The sequence below is a fragment of the Bacillus sp. FSL E2-8900 genome, assembly GCF_037966225.1.
Taxonomy (GTDB): domain Bacteria; phylum Bacillota; class Bacilli; order Bacillales; family Bacillaceae_G; genus Bacillus_A; species Bacillus_A cereus.
Map to the genome: position 1 here is coordinate 1710409 of NZ_CP150193.1, position 16050 is coordinate 1726458.

Consider the following 16050-nt stretch of genomic DNA (forward strand, 5'->3'; position numbering starts at 1 on the left):
CTAGAACCTCTTTTTATACACTTAAATTAAATTCCACTCTACAATAAGCCCTAAATGCGTAAGTCCGCCACCAAATCCGTATAGTAAAAGTGTGTCTCCGTTATTTAAGTTCCCTTCTTTTATAGCTAAATTTAAAGCGAGTGGAATGGTGACTGAAGAGGTATTCCCCATATATTCCACGCTCGTTAATGTTTTTTGTATTGGAATTTGAGATTTTTCGCAAATAGATTCGATCATTCGTAAGTTAGCGCTGTGGGGTATGAACCAGTCTATATCATCTACTTGCATATTTACGGTATGTAATAAATTTTTTATGCCTTTTGGTACTGTGCGTGTTGCCCATTTATATACTTCTCTTCCATTTTGAACGATTTTTTCATTTGTTTGCAGTGGTGTGCCATTCATAGTAGTAGATAAGTTTGTTCTATATAGATGAATGCCGCCATCACCGTTTGTTCCCATGTGAGCAGCGATAAAGCTTGGGGTGTTTTCATCTCTTTCTAATAAAATAGCTCCAGCACCATCACCGAATAAAATACAGGTCGTTCTATCGGTATAATCAGTAACTTTAGATAATGTCTCTGTCGCTACGACAAGTACTTTTTCATGTGATCCAGAAGTGATTAAGCTATTACCGACGTGTAGTCCATATGTAAAACCAGCACAAGTTGCATTTAAATCAAAAGCTAGTGTATGAGGTATGTTGAAGTATTGTTGTATTTGGCAAGCAACACTAGGGAAAATGTAATCAGCAGTAGTAGTAGCGACAATGATACAGTCGACATCTTCTAAGTTTTTCTTATATGTTGTACATAAATTTTTAATTGCTTTAATGGCTAAGTTTGAGGAGTATTCTTCGTCACTAGCGATTCTTCTTTCCTTCATTCCTGTTCTTTGTACAATCCATTCATCATTCGTATGGACCATCTTTTCTAAATCGTTATTAGACAATATTTGATCTGGAACATAAGTACCGATTGCAGTAATACGAGATTTAGAATGCATAGGAACATCTCCTAACTTTTATTTTTTATAACCTGATACTAATATTAGGTTATAAAAATGTCAATAAAGATTTTTGTTGTATTAAAACGATAATACTTAACTTACTATGAAGGAATTTGGCGAGTGCTGTAAAAATAATATACGAGAAGTTTCTAAAATTGATAATGAAGGGAGTTAAGCTCCTTGAAAAGGATTTTACACATGTTTCCTGTCGTCATCATTTGTAGCTTTATTCTTATTATTTTTCCTGAGAAATCTTATGCTTGTGATTGTATTAAAGTATCAACAGAAGCTGCATTTCAAAAAAACGATGTAGTGTTTGAGGGAAAAGTAATTGAGGTTGGAAGGAAAGAAGAGGTTGGAACTGAAGTGTTATTTGAAGTGAAGAAAATTTGGAAAGGGACAACTTCTTCGCAAATTATCGTATATACAAAGGGTGGTGATTGTATGTTTCGCTTTGTAGAAGGAGGAGGGTACTTAGTATTTTCTACTCAAAGAGGATCAGAAAAACAATTACACACAAATAGTTGTAGTGGAACGAAGAGATTGGATGAGGCAGGGGCGGACAAAGCGGCTTTAAGTCAAATTGCAAAAGAGTCTGTTCCGACGAAGAAAGTGGATTTAAAAGGTGAGATGGTGAGCGGTTTAAATTGGCGGCAAGTTGCTATTATTTCCATTGGTTTGTTATTGATGATTGTTTTTGTTATTTTTATTGTGAGAAAAACTCGCAAAAAATGACGATTAAAGTAAAAATATAACGATTTTCTTTCGTGTGATATAGGTTGTTAAACCTTGTGAAAGCGAATTACTTATGCTACACTTTATGTAACTTAAAATGAACGGAGGGGCTTCCTTTGATCTTAATCAGATTACGTCTCAATACTTTGTGCCAATAATTGAATAGCGCTCAAAGGCTCTGTCTGTGTACAGAGTGAACGGGATTGGTCTGCCTATTTTAAAGGAACCCTTTATTAAGCTTATATGTGAAAAAGAGGGAGGGACGAATACGCCCTCTTTTTGTTTTGCCTTTATAAATAGAATGGGATTGTATAGGTGAACGCTTATTGTGGATACGTATACGATCTTGGGACTTTTTGACTATAAAATAGGATGAAAGCATAGCTTTCTTCTATTTCTTTGGTGAACCCTTATCCGTTTACGAAAACACAGGCAGCGACCTGTGTTTTTTATTTTACGTAATCGAAATGGAGGAATAAATATATGGAAGAAGTATTACAAAGAGCAGTTTTAGTTGGAGTAAATGTAGGTAATGAAGATGATTTTGCGTATTCGATGGAAGAGTTAACAAATCTTGCGGAAGCCTGCGATGTAGAGGTAATTGGGCAAGTAACGCAAAATTTACAACGAGTAAATCCGTCGCATTATATCGGAAAAGGAAAGATTGAAGAAGTTGCAGCGTATGTACGCGAAATAGATGCGAATATGGTCATCTTTAATGATGAATTATCTCCTTCACAAATTCGAAATTTAGAAGAGGATTTAGATTGTAAGGTAATTGATCGTACCATTTTAATTTTAGATATTTTTGCGCAACGTGCGAAAACGAAAGAAGCACAGCTACAAGTAGAAGTAGCACATCTTCAGTACATGATGCCTCGTTTAATCGGTCTTCGTGAATCGTTAGGAAGACAGAGCGGCGGCGTTGGTACGAAAAATAAAGGTGTCGGTGAGAAAAAGTTAGAGTTAGATCGTCGTAAAATTGAAGAACAAATTTCAGTTTTAAATAAAGATTTAGAAGCGCTCGTTGCTCAGCGTCAAACACAGCGAAAGCAACGTAAGAAAAATGAAATACCTGTTGTAGCATTAGTAGGTTATACGAATGCAGGAAAGTCAACGACGATGAATGCAATGCTTGAAATTTATAATGGTACAGAAGAAAAGCAAGTATTTGAAAAAGATATGTTATTTGCGACGTTAGAAACATCTGTACGAAATATTGATTTGCCAGATAATAAATCATTTTTATTAACAGATACAGTTGGATTTGTAAGTAAATTACCACATCATCTTGTGAAGGCGTTCCGTTCAACGTTAGAAGAAGTAGCGGAAGCAGATTTACTTATTCACGTCGTAGATTACGCAAATCCAAATTATGAACAATTAATTGATATTACAAATGAAACGTTAAAGAAAATTGGAGTAGAAAATATTCCAACGATCTATGCTTATAACAAATCAGATATGGTGGATGTTGAAATTCCGAAAGTACAAGAAGACCGCGTGTATTTATCTGCGAAGAAACATGTTGGAATGGAAGAGCTTGTAGAAATGATTCGTTCCCATATTTATAAAGAATATACGAAATGTGAAATGTTAATTCCGTATGATCAAGGACAGGTAGTTTCGTATTTCAATAATCATGCGCACGTTTTATCAACGAGTTATGAAAATGAAGGTACGAAACTAGAAGTGGAATGTAAGACGAGCGATTACGAGAAGTATAAGCGTTTTGCAATTTAATGTAAGAGGCAACCCAGTTTGTGATTGGGTTGCCTTTTTCTATAATGTTTTACTGCTGAAAGTTACAAGGATGCAAGTCAATGATGGGAGTTAAGTTATATTTCTGGAAAAAGAAATGAAAGCAGTATAGAATAGAAATGTTTCAAAAGTCAGAATTTATTACACCTACTGTAATAAATATATTTTTTGTACAGAAAGGAGCGATTCACATATGCAGGCAGTTTCGCAAAAAAACACAGTAGAAACACCGACAATATATCGAATATTATTTGCGATTAGCTTTGGACATTTTTTAAATGATTCGATGCAAGCAGTTGTGCCGGCGTTGTTTCCTATTTTGGAAAAAACGATGAATTTATCCTATATGCAAGTAGGGTGGATTGCGTTTGCGTTAAATATGACGTCATCGATTATGCAACCGGTGTTTGGTATGTATTCAGATAAGAAGCCGTCACCATTTTTATTACCACTCGGCATGTTTTCAAGTATGCTTGGAATGATTGGACTCGCGTTTGCACCAAACTTTATTATTGTTATTATTTCTGTTTTATTTATTGGTTTAGGTTCCGCAGTCTTTCATCCAGAAGGCGCTCGTGTTGCGTATATGGCGGCAGGTGCAAAACGAGGGTTAGCGCAAGCGATTTATCAAGTTGGGGGAAACACGGGGAATTCTTTAGCTCCTATTTTTACAGCGCTAATTTTCGTTCCACTCGGTCAAATTGGTTCATTGGGTTTTACAGCATTTGCAGCAGTAGGAATTGCATTATTAATTTTCGTATCGAATTGGTACAAAAATGAATTAGCAACCGGTGCTGTAAGAAGGAAGAAGAGGGCTGCACTTGAGGCGGAAAATGCAATTGTAAGTACACACATTAAATTCGTTATTATACTTCTTGTTTTTCTTACTTTTGTACGCTCTTGGTACGGTGCTGGTATCGGGAATTTCTATCAATTTTACTTAATAGAGCATTACGGTTTATCTATAAAAAATGCCCAGTATTTCGTATTCGCATTTATGATTGCTGGTGTGTTAGGCACTTTCTTCGGAGGACCGTTAGCAGATCGATTTGGTAAGAAAAATATCATCGTATTTTCAATGTTAGGTTCAGCGCCACTTGCACTGTTATTACCACATGTCTCACTTGTGTGGGTCGTACCGTTATTTTTATGTATCGGTTTTATTAGTTCAAGTAGTTTTAGTGTAATTGTTGTATATGCACAAGAGCTTGTGCCTGGAAAAGTGGGAATGGTGTCAGGATTAATCGTAGGTCTTGCATTTGGACTTGGAGCATTAGGTGCTGTAGTTCTTGGGAAATTAGCAGATGTATATAGCCTGCAATTTATTATGCTATTATGTAGTTGTCTACCATTAATTGGACTCACTTCATGGTTACTGCCAAGTGATAAGAAAACGATAGAATAGGGGATGCGCTATGAAATTGTGTGAAAACGTTACGGAATTAATAGGAGATACACCTGTCGTCCGATTATCTAAATTTATTCCGGAAGACGCAGCAGATGTGTATGTGAAACTAGAAATGTTTAATCCATCGCGCAGTGTGAAAGATCGTGCTGCTTATAATTTACTTCACGTTGCAGAAGAGAATGGTCTCATCAAACCAGGAGATACAATTATTGAACCGACAAGCGGGAATACAGGGATTGGTTTAGCGATGAATGCAGCAGCTAAAGGGTATAAAGCGATTTTAATTATGCCAGATAATATGTCAAAAGAGCGTATTAATTTATTGAAAGCATACGGAGCAGAAGTAGTTTTAACACCAGCAGAACAAAGAATGCCAGGAGCAATTGCGAAGGCGTTAGAACTGCAAAAACAAATACCGAATAGTTTTATCCCGCAACAATTTGAAAATCCAGCTAATCCGAATATTCACCGTTATACGACTGCACTTGAAATTTACGAACAAATGGATGGAGAGCTTGATGCTTTTGTTGCAACGGCAGGAACAGGCGGAACGATTACAGGGACTGGTGAAACGTTAAAAGAGAAATTGCCAAACTTATATATTGCAGTAGTGGAACCGAAAGGATCTCCCGTTTTATCCGGTGGTGTACCAGGTCCTCATAAACTAGTAGGAACAAGCCCAGGATTTATTCCGAAAAACTTAAATACAGAAGTGTATAACGAAATTATTCAAATTGCAGATGAAGAGGCTTTAACGACAATGAGAAACTTAGCTAGACAAGAAGGATTATTAGTTGGGCCATCTTCTGGAGCATCTGTTTACGCTGCAATCATGATAGCGAAACGCCTAGGCGTTGGTAAAAAAGTTTTATGTATTGCGCCTGATACAGGTGAACGTTATTTGAGCATGGGGTTATTTGAATAAAAAGGATAGAAACACCTTAATAGTGAATAGCTGCTATTAAGGTGTTTGTTTTATGGAATGAAGAGGGGGAGAAGAACAATGAAACTATTAAAACCAATCCATGAATATAGTGAGCATATTACGGCGTATAGACGAGCGTTTTTACACTCAGGGGAACAACCACATGGAAGTAGTTCTTTACAAAACTTTGATTCTCTTGATGAATGGTTTGAAAAAGTGAGTAAACAAGAACTAGGAGAAAACTTACTAGCTAATCGAGTGTCATCTAGTCAGTTTTTAAGTTTTGAAAAAGGGGAACTTATAGGTTTTGTGAATATTAGACATAGATTAAATCCAGAATTATTACGGGAAAGTGGTCATATTGGATATAGTGTCCATCCGAATAAACGTCGCCACGGTTACGCTACGAAACAACTACAACTTGCATTAGCTGAAGCGCAAAAATTAGGATTGCAGAAAGTATTAATAACTTGCGATAAATCCAATATCGGTTCTGCTAAAACGATTCAAAAGGTTGGAGGTGTGTTAGAAAATGAAGTAGTTTCTTCTCGTACTGGTGAAGTTATTCAGCGCTATTGGATAGAAATATGATTAAGTAGGAATTTGAAAAGGTAATGCAAGCTGTAATATCGAAATAGATAAATGAAATATAGGGGATTACTGCAATTTTAGGGGGAAATGAAATGGGATTAAAAGAGAAAGCGATAGAGATGTCAGAGATTTATAGGAAAAATCCGAAAGTAGAAGCTATTATTTTAGCGGGTTCAGTAGCTAGAAGGCTTGAAGATGAACATTCAGATATAGAATTACATATTTTATGGTCAACACCGCCGGAAGATGAGGATCGTAGGGCCCCTATTTATCATATTGATGGGAAAATATTATCGTATCATCCGTATGAGGAAGAAGAATGGTCGGAAACGTATTTAACGAAAGAGGGAATTAAATTAGAGATTAGTAACTTTTTAACAGAGACAGTAGAGAAAGTGATTTCGGATGTGGTGGATCAATATGATATAAGTTATGAAAAACAATGTATTGTATCATCCATTCATGATGGTGTTAGTTTGTATGGAGAAGGGAAAGTGAATGAATTAAAAGAAAAAGTAGCGGCATATCCAGATGAACTAGCAAAACGGATGATTTCAGAAAATCTATGGTTAAGTAATCGTTGGCACAATCGAAAGGCGCTTTTAAAACGGAAAGATTGGCTTATGCTTTATGACGTTATTTGCGAAGTACAAAGGAACATATTCGGTGTTTTATTTGGTTTGAATAAAATGTACGTACATCATCCAGCGTTTAAATGGATGCCTAATAATGTGGAACGAATGACTATTAAACCTGAAAAATTATATGAACGTATGGCGGACACATTAATAGGGAATCCAGAAAAAAGTGTGCAGGAGTTAGAGTTGCTAATAGAAGAAGTGTTGCAACAAGTTCATACATACGCGCCAGGAGTAAATGTGGATGAGCAAGAAAAATCTATTTTTTATTTTGTGAAATAGAAAATAGTAATAAGGGGGAAGTTATGGGGTTTTTTAATAGGTTTTTTAAAAAAGTTGAAAAAGTAAATGAGCAAGAAGCTACTCTTCATGAATTAAGTGAAGAATTGTATGTTGAATCACCGGTAGAGGAAGCGACTAGTTACTGGGTATCAATGGCACAAAATATAATTGTTAATGCTGTAAAAGCGGCTGACAATGATGTGGAACGTGCCTTCGTGTTATTGAATTTGAAGAAAGGTGAGGCTTCATTTGATATTTTTTATCAAATAAATGGGCAATTGTATTTCTGGGATCAGCTAGAAAATGAGACGATAAGAAATAGAATTCAGAACGAGTTGTTACCGCAAGCTCCAGAAGTTTCAAATGCAGTAAATGAGCAATTTCGTGGAGCTGATCACCCTATAATTTCGTTCGCACAATTGCAGTTTGAATGGGAAACGAAAGCCTGGTTCTCACATATAATTTGGGAAGATAGCCTTGCTGCTCAATTGCCCAAAACTCAAATTCTAAATGAATGGTTTCGTGTAATTAAAGAAGAAACGAAAAATAGACCACTGGATAGTGATGCGAAATTTTCTTGGTATCCATCAAACTCTTAAAAAATGAATACAGAGAGACAGGTTATGTTTCTAGATGATTTGTATTATTGAATAAGTATCAATAATACGTAATTCTTTTTCTATTGCCTGTTAGAATTCGTTATGTACTAAGCTACTTGTTTTCTAAACTAAAACTTATATTTCGAATTTTCAAATAGATTGTAATACATAAAAATTCGAAATATAAGTTGACACTATTTTTAATGTGTGATAAAAATGATAGTAATCAATTCGGAAAATAATATTTGGGCAATGAAAGGGTATAGTAGTGAATATCTCCCTATTTCAGAGAGCTGATGGTTGGTGTGAATCAGTATATAGATTATTCATGAAGTTCGTCCTGGAGCATCTTTCATAAATCTCATATTTTGAGGAAATGAAAGACGGTAGTTTATACCGTTATCAAATAAAGTGGTGAAGATTTTTTCACAACTAGGGTGGTACCGCGATATTTATCGTCCCTACGTATTTACGTAGGGACGTTTTTTATTTAGGTCCTAACTTTGGTGTGGCTTCATAACTAGGGTGGTACCGCGATATTTTATCGTCCCTACGTTTTTGCGTAGGGGCGTTTTTATTTAGGTGGTTTCTTAGTGTTCTTCACAACTAGGGTGGTACCGCGATAATTTTGTCGTCCCTACGTATTTACGTAGGGGCGTTTTTTTATTATTAGGGAGGAAGTGAACGTATTAGAAAAGAGTATTGATAGAACAATATAAATACCGAATTGTAACAAAGAAAAAGAGATAGAGAGGAGATTAACAAATGAATTCACAGCAATGGACATCGAAATTAGGTTTCGTATTAGCTGCAGCAGGTTCGGCAATTGGTCTTGGGGCGATTTGGAAATTCCCATATATGGCCGGCATTGGAGGAGGCGGAGCGTTCTTCCTAATTTTCATCGGTTTCACATTATTAATTGGTTTACCGCTATTATTAGCTGAATTTGTTATTGGAAGAAGTACACAAAAAGAGGCTGTCGATGCATATAGAGAGATTGCTCCTAAAACGTTATGGCCTTGGTTAGGTAAATTAGGAATTGTAACATGTTTCATATTACTTTCTTTCTACAGTGTTGTAGGAGGCTGGATTTTATTATATTTATGGAATGCAATTACAGGTAGACTATGGGAAGGAAATGGAGCATACGAAGCTACGTTTGGTGAAATCATTTCCAATCCATATTTAGCAGTTGGATCACAGCTATTATTCATCCTTATTACTATTTTCATCGTAAGTAAAGGTGTACAAAATGGTGTTGAAAAAGTAAATAAATATTTCATGCCAGCACTATTCGTTTTATTCTTTGTATTAATCGTTCGTGCACTTACGTTAGATGGTGCTGGAGAAGGCGTTCGTTTCTTCTTACAACCTGATTTCTCACATGTAACATCAGAAGTTATATTATACGCAATGGGGCAATCGTTCTTCTCATTATCTGTTGGGGTAGCCGTTATGGTAACGTATAGCTCATACTTACCGAAAGAAGAAAGCTTACCACGTTCAGCATTTTCTATCGTAGCCTTAACTCTTGTTATTACATTACTTGCAGGACTTGCAATTTTCCCAGTTGTGTTCGCATTTGGAATGGAACCATCTCAAGGGCCGGGACTATTATTTATCGTGTTGCCAGCTATTTTCAGTAAAATGGCGTTCGGAAAATTATTCTTCATTGTTTTCTTATTACTATTCTTCTTCGCTACGATTACATCAGCAATTTCGATGTTAGAAATTAGTGTTGCATCGTTAACATCAAAAGGTAAAGGGAAACGTGAAAAAATGGCCTTAATCGTAGGGTTATTAATCTTCGTTGTTGGGGTACCATCAGCATTATCATTCGGTATATTAAGTGATCTGAAGATTTTCGGGAAGACAGTCTTTGATTTAGCGGACTATGCAGTAAGTAACGTATTAATGCCACTTGGTGTATTATTAGTTTCTATCTTTGTTCCTTTAAAAATGAAGAAAGATGTATTAATGAAAGAGCTAGGTGTAAGTAAAAATAAAGGTTATAAACTATTCGTATTATGGTTATTCTTACTTCGTTATATCGCACCAATTGCGATTATTATCGTATTCTTAAATGTACTTGGCATTATATAAAAAGAAAGGTAGCGTATCATACAAAGATACGCTACCTTTTTATTTTGCTCTTTTTTGCAATTCATTTACTGTTACGAACTGATAGCCCTTCTTAGATAAAGAATCTAAAATACCTTCAATCGTTTGTAAATTTTCATTAGACTCATCATACATAGAGTGCAGTAAAATGATAGAACCTGGTTTTACATTTTTATTAACGTATTTAATTTTATCAGCCGCAGATTTATAAAAAGTATCGGGCTCAAGATCCCATGTGATTGTTCCGATATTGTTTTTATTTAAATAATATGGCAGCCCTATTAACTTCTTACCGTTAGGGGGCCTAAAATCAATTTCGCCTGTAAATCCTGTTTGGCGGATTAATGAATTCGTTTTTTCTATTTCACCTTTAATAAAAGAAGGTGTTTTGAAAACCATTCTATTATGAGAATATGTATGGTTTCCAAGTTGGTGCCCAGATTGCGCGATAGCTTCACCTAACGATAGATTTTTCTCTAATTCATTTCCAATTAAAAAGAAAGTAGCTTTAGCGTTGTATTTATCTAGTAGCGGTAATATTTGTTTTACATTGTTAGTAGGGCCATCATCAAAAGTTAAAGCGATCACTTTTTCATTTGTTTCTACACGTTGTGTTAAATATCCAAATAATTGAAAGCTTCTTGCGTTCATCAATTTGTATGTTCCGAATAATGCCGTGATAATAAAGAATAGTGTAACGATTGTAATGATAATTTTTTTCTTCATAATGTAACCTCACAATGATTTTTGATTCAATTAAAAAGTATTATATCAAACTAAGTAATTTCGTGCTTTAAGAAGGGTGTGGATGCAAGGAGAAGGAATTTATCATATAATAAAATACAAAAGGTATATTAGGAGGTGTTTATATGGCGATTATAATTCAATTGCCAGACACTGCAACGTCTCATGCAAAGCCAAGTATGGAAATGGCGATACTTTGCGTGAGGTAGACAAGTAATATACAATCGCCTATATGAGCTCGTATCATTTTTTATATTTGGCTTTGCACCTTATTGAAATGAACCATAAAAAATAAGGGGCGAGCAGAAATGAAATACGTAAAAGCTAATGCTGTTTTACCGGAGAGTTTAATTACTGAAATTCAAAAGTATATACAAGGTGAAACAATTTACATTCCGAAACAAGAAACGAAACATTATAAATGGGGTACACGATCTGGCGGAAGAAAACAACTAGATGAAAGAAATAAAGCAATTAAAGAAGCTTTTAAAAGTGGGATTGCTATTCATCAACTTGCAGAAGAATATTTTCTTTCTGGGGAAACGATTAAAAAGATTGTGTATTCTAAATAAGAGGAAAAGAGTCTGATTCATATATTACTTTGAATCAGACTCTTTTTGTTTTATGTGTATTGGATATATGAGGTGTGAACGGGCATGATAATAGAAAAAATGTGCCGTTTTTTTATTAAATGGTATACAGAGCACTTGAAAAGTAGAAAGGTGAACATATATGAATCATATTGGACAAATAACGATAGAGCTTTTAGTTGGTTTTTTTGTTCTATTAATTGCTACAAAAATATTAGGGAAAACACAAATATCTCAGCTAACGCCATTTGATTTTATTTCTGCAATCGTCCTAGGTGAGCTCGTTGGAAATTCAATATATGATCCTAAAATTAAAGTATGGTCTATTTTATATTCAGTATTTGTTTGGGTAATTTTAATTTATACTATAGAAGTGATAACACAAAAAGTAAGAGGAACAAGAAGGTTTTTTGAAGGATATCCTTCAATTATTATTCGTAATGGAAAGATTGATCGTGAACAATTAAGCGTAAATCATTTGGATATAAACCAATTACAACAAATGCTTAGGCAACAAAAAGATATATTTTCAATCCGAGAAGTTGAATATATGATATTGGAACCGAACGGAAACATAAGCGTTCTGAAAAAAAGTAAATACGAATCTCCTACTATAAATGATTTAAGTTTAAAACATAAGCCCGTATACTTACCAATTTCATTAATTAGTGATGGAAAAGTAGTTAAGGATAATTTGAGGGAAGCGGGATTTGATGAAGGATGGCTTTATAAACAAATAAAGCAAAAAGGAATTACTAAATTTGAAGACGTATTATATGCGGAATGGAAAACAGATGATGGCTTCTTTTGTCAGGAAATGCAGCGGTAGAGAATAAGTGATATATGTAATGTTTGTTTCTAAGTTATCTTTTACATATCAAAAAACGTAATCATTGTATACAATAAAACTAGATCAACAATTTGTATGGAGTGATAAAGATGGAAGCGTTTATTAGAAGTGATCAATATAATTTTATAAAATCACAAGCTTATATTTTAGCAAACGGGCATGCAACGGCAAATGATAGAGGTGTAATTCAAGCGTTAAAATCGCTTGCGATTGAAAAGATAATACATGTATTTGAGAATTTAACGGATGAACAGAAAGAGTTAATTGATACGGTATTAACAGTTCAAAATAGAGAAGATGCAGAATCATTTTTAATGAAAATAAATCCGTATGTAATTCCGTTTCAAGAAGTTACAGCACAAACATTAAAAAAATTATTTCCTAAAGCGAAAAAGTTAAAACTTCCTGATATGGAAGAAATGGATATGAAAGAAATATCTTATTTAAGCTGGATTGATAAGGGGTCAAGCAGGAAATTTATTATAGCGAAAAATGATAAAAATAAATTTGTTGGTCTGCAAGGAACGTTCCAAAGTTTAAATAAAAAAAGCATTTGTTCGTTATGTCATGGACATGAAGAAGTAGGAATGTTTTTAGTTGAAATTAAAGGCGATGTACCAGGAACTTTCGTTAAAAAGGGAAACTACATTTGCAAAGATGGTGTAGCTTGCAATCAGAATATGAAATCGCTAGATAAATTGAACGATTTTATTGAACGCTTGAAGAAATAACGAGAAAACCTCTAGTATTTAAACTGGAGGTTTTTATTTTTTGAAGAAGTACAATAAGCTTTCTTTGTAAATGTAGATTTATAATGAAATTTGATAAAAATATCTATTATGATACAGTTGCTTATATGCAAGGAGGTAAAACATGGATTACCTTTTATCGAAAGAAAAAGTGAAGCGATGGCCCAAAGATATGATAGCGGCGGGGCGTTGTCATACAGTTGGCCTGAAATCGGATGGCACGGTAGTAGCGGTGGGCCGGAATAAAGAAGGGGAATGTAATGTAAGTGGCTGGCGAGATATTGAAGCAGTCGCAGTGGGCAATGTTCATATGGCAACGAACACGGGTAATGCTCATACAATCGGTCTTACATGTGACAGTACTGCGGTAGCAGTGGGTTGGAATAAGCATGAACAATGTGATGTAAACGATTGGCATAATATTGTAGCGGTTGCGGCAGGGTGGCGTCGTACTATTGGCCTGAAATCGGATGGCACGGTAGTAGCGGTGGGCCGAAATAAAGAAGGAGAATGCAATGTAAGCAGTTGGCAAGGTATTGTGGCAGTCACAGCGGGTGACTGGCATACAGTCGGTCTTAAATTGGACGGCACATTGACGACTGTGGGGAATAATCGATATGGTCAATGCAATGTAAGTAGCTGGCGAGGTATTGTAGCGGTCAAGGCTGGGTATCTTCATACTGTTGGTCTTAAACGAGACGGTACGGTGACAGCAGTGGGGAATGATAAACATAACCAGTGTGATGTAAGTGGCTGGCGAGATATTGTAGCAATAGCGGCTGGTACGAATCATACAATCGGACTTAAATCAAACGGTACCGTGGTGGCAGTGGGTTGGAATGAGTATGGTCAATGTAACGTAAGTGATTGGAGAGATATTGTAGCGATAGCGGCTGGTTGTGCACATACAGTCGGACTAAAATCAGACGGCACGGTGATCGCGGTAGGTAATAATGAATTTGGCCAATGCGATGTAGTTAGCTGGCGCGACATTCGGTTACCTGGCAAATAGTCAATTTACAATAAATCATTAGTAATATTATTCTATTTTAGGAGTAATTATGGAATAGGATATGTAGAAAATAATTAAACTTAAATCTGCTGAATAAGAATCTCTTTTGAAAAGGGATTCTTATTATTTTTCATAAAATGAGGGTATAAATGGAATTTTTGAACAAATTTTATTTCAAAATTACAGTAGAAGATATAAATTAAAAAGTATAGAGGAGATAAAGGAATGCTTAAAAGGTTTTTACTTTCTTTACCGGATGTTTTACTTATATGTATCGTTCTCTACATAATGTACACAAATTCTTTTAGTTTTGGACAGATGCTAGTAATTTCCATTGCAATCGGAATTATTGGTGGTCTTGCTATTAGAATTTGTAAGGATGTATTCACGTATATAAGATGGACAATTAAACAAAGAAAAAATTGAATATGTTTAATAGTTATTAGGAGGGAATGAAATGACTAAGAAAAAGAATAGAGTGAAAAACGAGATAATACTTTGGTCACTAACAGCAATTGTTCTGTTAATTGTATGGTACTTTTATCAAAAATAAAAACGCAACGTACTAAAAAAGCACGATGCGTTTTTATTATTTTTTTTGCCAATTTTCTTTTATAAAGTCTTCACGCCCAGATTCTTTTTGCTCAGTAGCATATTTCTCTGGATTCTTTTTATAGAAATGTTGGTGGTATTCCTCTGCTTCGTAAAAAGGTGCAGCAGGACGAATTTCAGTCACGATTGGATCTTTAAACATACCGCTTTCTGCAAGAGCTTGTTTTGATTTTTCAGCAAGCCCTTTTTGTGTTTCGTTATGGTAAAAAATAGCGGTACGATAAGATGGACCACGGTCAAAAAATTGTCCGCCATCGTCAGTTGGATCGATTTGTGGCCAATATAAGTCTAGTAATTTCTGATAAGGAAAAATAGAAGGATCGAATGTAATTTGAACAACTTCTAAATGTCCAGATGTTCCAGCTTTTACTTGTTCATATGTTGGATTTTCTACATGACCTCCTGCATAGCCAGAAAGTACTTTATGAATACCAGGAAGTTCATCAAATGGTTTTACCATGCACCAAAAGCAACCGCCTGCGAAGGTTGCGAGTTCGTATGTTTTTTCGGACATTGCTGTAATCCTCCTAAATGTATATGTTTTATATAGTATTATATAAATTGTTTTATTGCGCAATAAAAAAGATTTGAAAATATATGTTTTTTATAAACAAGATCCTCCGCTCACATCAATTAATTGTCCAGTAACCCAGCGGCTGTCTGGAGAAGCAAGAAATGCAGCAGTATCGGCAATGTCCTCTACTTCACCTAAGCGATTGAAAGCGGAAATAGTAGTAGCGTACTGCTTCATCATTGGGTCGCTCAAGAGTTCTGCATTCATATCTGTTTTAATAAATCCTGGAAGTATTGCATTCACCGTTATTCCTCGTGCTCCAAGCTGTTTTGCTAGCGTAAAAGTCATTGTATTAATAGCGCCTTTCGTCATACTATATGCAACAAAATCAGGTAAAGAAATGCGGGTGGCAGCGGATGAAATATTAATAATTCGGCTATTGTCACGTAAACGTGGTAGTGCTAGTTGAATGATAAAGAATGGAGCTTTTGCATTTACTGAAACCATTCTATCAAAAAACTGTTCAGTCGTTTCTTCAATAAAAGCACCAGGACCAATGCCAGCATTGTTTATTAAAATATCAAATTGTGTTTCACCAGTGCGCTTTTGTAATTCAGTATCTAAAGCGTTATAAAGGTTTTCTACACCGTGTAAGGATTCTAGATTTGCGCCGATAGAAAAAGCTTGGCCACCATCTGATCGAATTTCATGAACAGTTTCTTCAGCGTCATCTTTTCGACTACCGTAATGAACAGCAACCAATGCACCGTCATTTGCTAAACGTTTAGCGATCGCTCGTCCAATTCCTCGGCTTGCTCCTGTAACTAACGCTACTTTCCCTTTTAACATAGTTTCCTCATCTCCTCATAGACTTTATAAGCTTTTCTTTATGTAGTAATGCAAACATACTT

17 protein-coding genes and 1 other annotated feature are annotated in these 16050 nt (G+C 35.3%); of the genes, 13 read left to right on the forward strand and 4 right to left on the reverse strand.

Translation table 11 applies throughout. The annotated features are described in order from the left end of the window. Nucleotides 1-21 precede the first annotated feature (21 nt). Nucleotides 22-1005: a ketoacyl-ACP synthase III gene (locus tag NST90_RS08900; protein ID WP_000555753.1), complete on the reverse strand. Its 984-nt coding sequence runs from the start codon at nucleotides 1003-1005 to the stop codon at nucleotides 22-24. 183 nt (nucleotides 1006-1188) lie between these two features. On the opposite strand from NST90_RS08900, the gene NST90_RS08905 reads away from it, so the two are divergent. From NST90_RS08905 to NST90_RS08940, 8 genes are all read left to right on the forward strand, one after another. Then, nucleotides 1189-1743, forward strand: coding sequence for a cobalamin biosynthesis protein CbiN (locus tag NST90_RS08905; RefSeq protein ID WP_042866697.1), 555 nt, complete (start codon nucleotides 1189-1191; stop codon nucleotides 1741-1743). Nucleotides 1744-2226: 483 nt separating this feature from the next. Beyond that, nucleotides 2227-3486 carry a GTPase HflX gene (hflX, locus tag NST90_RS08910; RefSeq protein ID WP_000393291.1) on the forward strand — a complete coding sequence of 420 codons (1260 nt, stop codon included), beginning with the start codon at nucleotides 2227-2229 and terminating at the stop codon, nucleotides 3484-3486. Nucleotides 3487-3697: 211 nt separating this feature from the next. Continuing rightward, the gene (locus tag NST90_RS08915; RefSeq protein ID WP_001149413.1) at nucleotides 3698-4909 is read left to right on the forward strand and encodes an MFS transporter; all 1212 of its coding nucleotides are present in this window, start codon (nucleotides 3698-3700) and stop codon (nucleotides 4907-4909) included. A 10-nt stretch (nucleotides 4910-4919) separates the two neighbouring features. Further along, a complete protein-coding gene (gene cysK, locus NST90_RS08920; protein ID WP_000762273.1) occupies nucleotides 4920-5837 on the forward strand; it encodes a cysteine synthase A in 918 nt (305 codons plus the stop codon). A 78-nt stretch (nucleotides 5838-5915) separates the two neighbouring features. Next, nucleotides 5916-6428 carry a GNAT family N-acetyltransferase gene (locus tag NST90_RS08925; protein WP_000771277.1) on the forward strand — a complete coding sequence of 171 codons (513 nt, stop codon included), beginning with the start codon at nucleotides 5916-5918 and terminating at the stop codon, nucleotides 6426-6428. A gap of 92 nt (nucleotides 6429-6520) precedes the next feature. Beyond that, nucleotides 6521-7348, forward strand: coding sequence for a DUF4037 domain-containing protein (locus NST90_RS08930; RefSeq protein WP_000523181.1), 828 nt, complete (start codon nucleotides 6521-6523; stop codon nucleotides 7346-7348). Nucleotides 7349-7371: 23 nt separating this feature from the next. Beyond that, on the forward strand, nucleotides 7372-7947 hold the full coding sequence (locus NST90_RS08935; RefSeq protein ID WP_000505545.1) for a hypothetical protein: 576 nt from the start codon (nucleotides 7372-7374) through the stop codon (nucleotides 7945-7947). A gap of 243 nt (nucleotides 7948-8190) precedes the next feature. Continuing rightward, nucleotides 8191-8413 (forward strand) — a binding site (T-box leader). A 299-nt stretch (nucleotides 8414-8712) separates the two neighbouring features. Next, on the forward strand, nucleotides 8713-10050 hold the full coding sequence (locus NST90_RS08940) for a sodium-dependent transporter (protein WP_001088187.1): 1338 nt from the start codon (nucleotides 8713-8715) through the stop codon (nucleotides 10048-10050). A 39-nt stretch (nucleotides 10051-10089) separates the two neighbouring features. Here NST90_RS08940 and NST90_RS08945 read toward each other — a convergent pair whose 3' ends face one another. After that, nucleotides 10090-10794 carry a polysaccharide deacetylase family protein gene (locus tag NST90_RS08945; protein ID WP_000726866.1) on the reverse strand — a complete coding sequence of 235 codons (705 nt, stop codon included), beginning with the start codon at nucleotides 10792-10794 and terminating at the stop codon, nucleotides 10090-10092. 326 nt (nucleotides 10795-11120) lie between these two features. On the opposite strand from NST90_RS08945, the gene NST90_RS08950 reads away from it, so the two are divergent. The 5 genes from NST90_RS08950 to NST90_RS08970 all read left to right on the forward strand — a co-directional run bounded on the left by NST90_RS08950 (nucleotide 11121) and on the right by NST90_RS08970 (nucleotide 14439). Then, entirely contained in the window at nucleotides 11121-11384 is a 264-nt protein-coding gene (locus tag NST90_RS08950) for a CD3324 family protein (protein WP_000878325.1), read from the forward strand. A 160-nt stretch (nucleotides 11385-11544) separates the two neighbouring features. Then, complete coding sequence (locus NST90_RS08955) at nucleotides 11545-12231, forward strand: DUF421 domain-containing protein (protein ID WP_001015543.1); 687 nt, start codon at nucleotides 11545-11547, stop codon at nucleotides 12229-12231. 110 nt (nucleotides 12232-12341) lie between these two features. Continuing rightward, nucleotides 12342-12983, forward strand: coding sequence for an elongation factor G-binding protein (locus NST90_RS08960; RefSeq protein WP_000387074.1), 642 nt, complete (start codon nucleotides 12342-12344; stop codon nucleotides 12981-12983). 142 nt (nucleotides 12984-13125) lie between these two features. Continuing rightward, nucleotides 13126-14013 (forward strand): chromosome condensation regulator, encoded by an 888-nt coding sequence (locus tag NST90_RS08965; RefSeq protein ID WP_000385092.1) that lies wholly within the window; start codon nucleotides 13126-13128, stop codon nucleotides 14011-14013. Between the two features lie 225 nt (nucleotides 14014-14238). Further along, nucleotides 14239-14439: a hypothetical protein gene (locus NST90_RS08970; RefSeq protein WP_000919314.1), complete on the forward strand. Its 201-nt coding sequence runs from the start codon at nucleotides 14239-14241 to the stop codon at nucleotides 14437-14439. 163 nt (nucleotides 14440-14602) lie between these two features. Here the strand turns inward: NST90_RS08970 and msrA are convergent, their stop codons facing one another. Then, nucleotides 14603-15139: a peptide-methionine (S)-S-oxide reductase MsrA gene (gene msrA / locus NST90_RS08975; RefSeq protein ID WP_001291883.1), complete on the reverse strand. Its 537-nt coding sequence runs from the start codon at nucleotides 15137-15139 to the stop codon at nucleotides 14603-14605. A 90-nt stretch (nucleotides 15140-15229) separates the two neighbouring features. Next, nucleotides 15230-15988, reverse strand: coding sequence for an SDR family oxidoreductase (locus tag NST90_RS08980; RefSeq protein ID WP_000911822.1), 759 nt, complete (start codon nucleotides 15986-15988; stop codon nucleotides 15230-15232). Nucleotides 15989-16050: the final 62 nt, after the last annotated feature.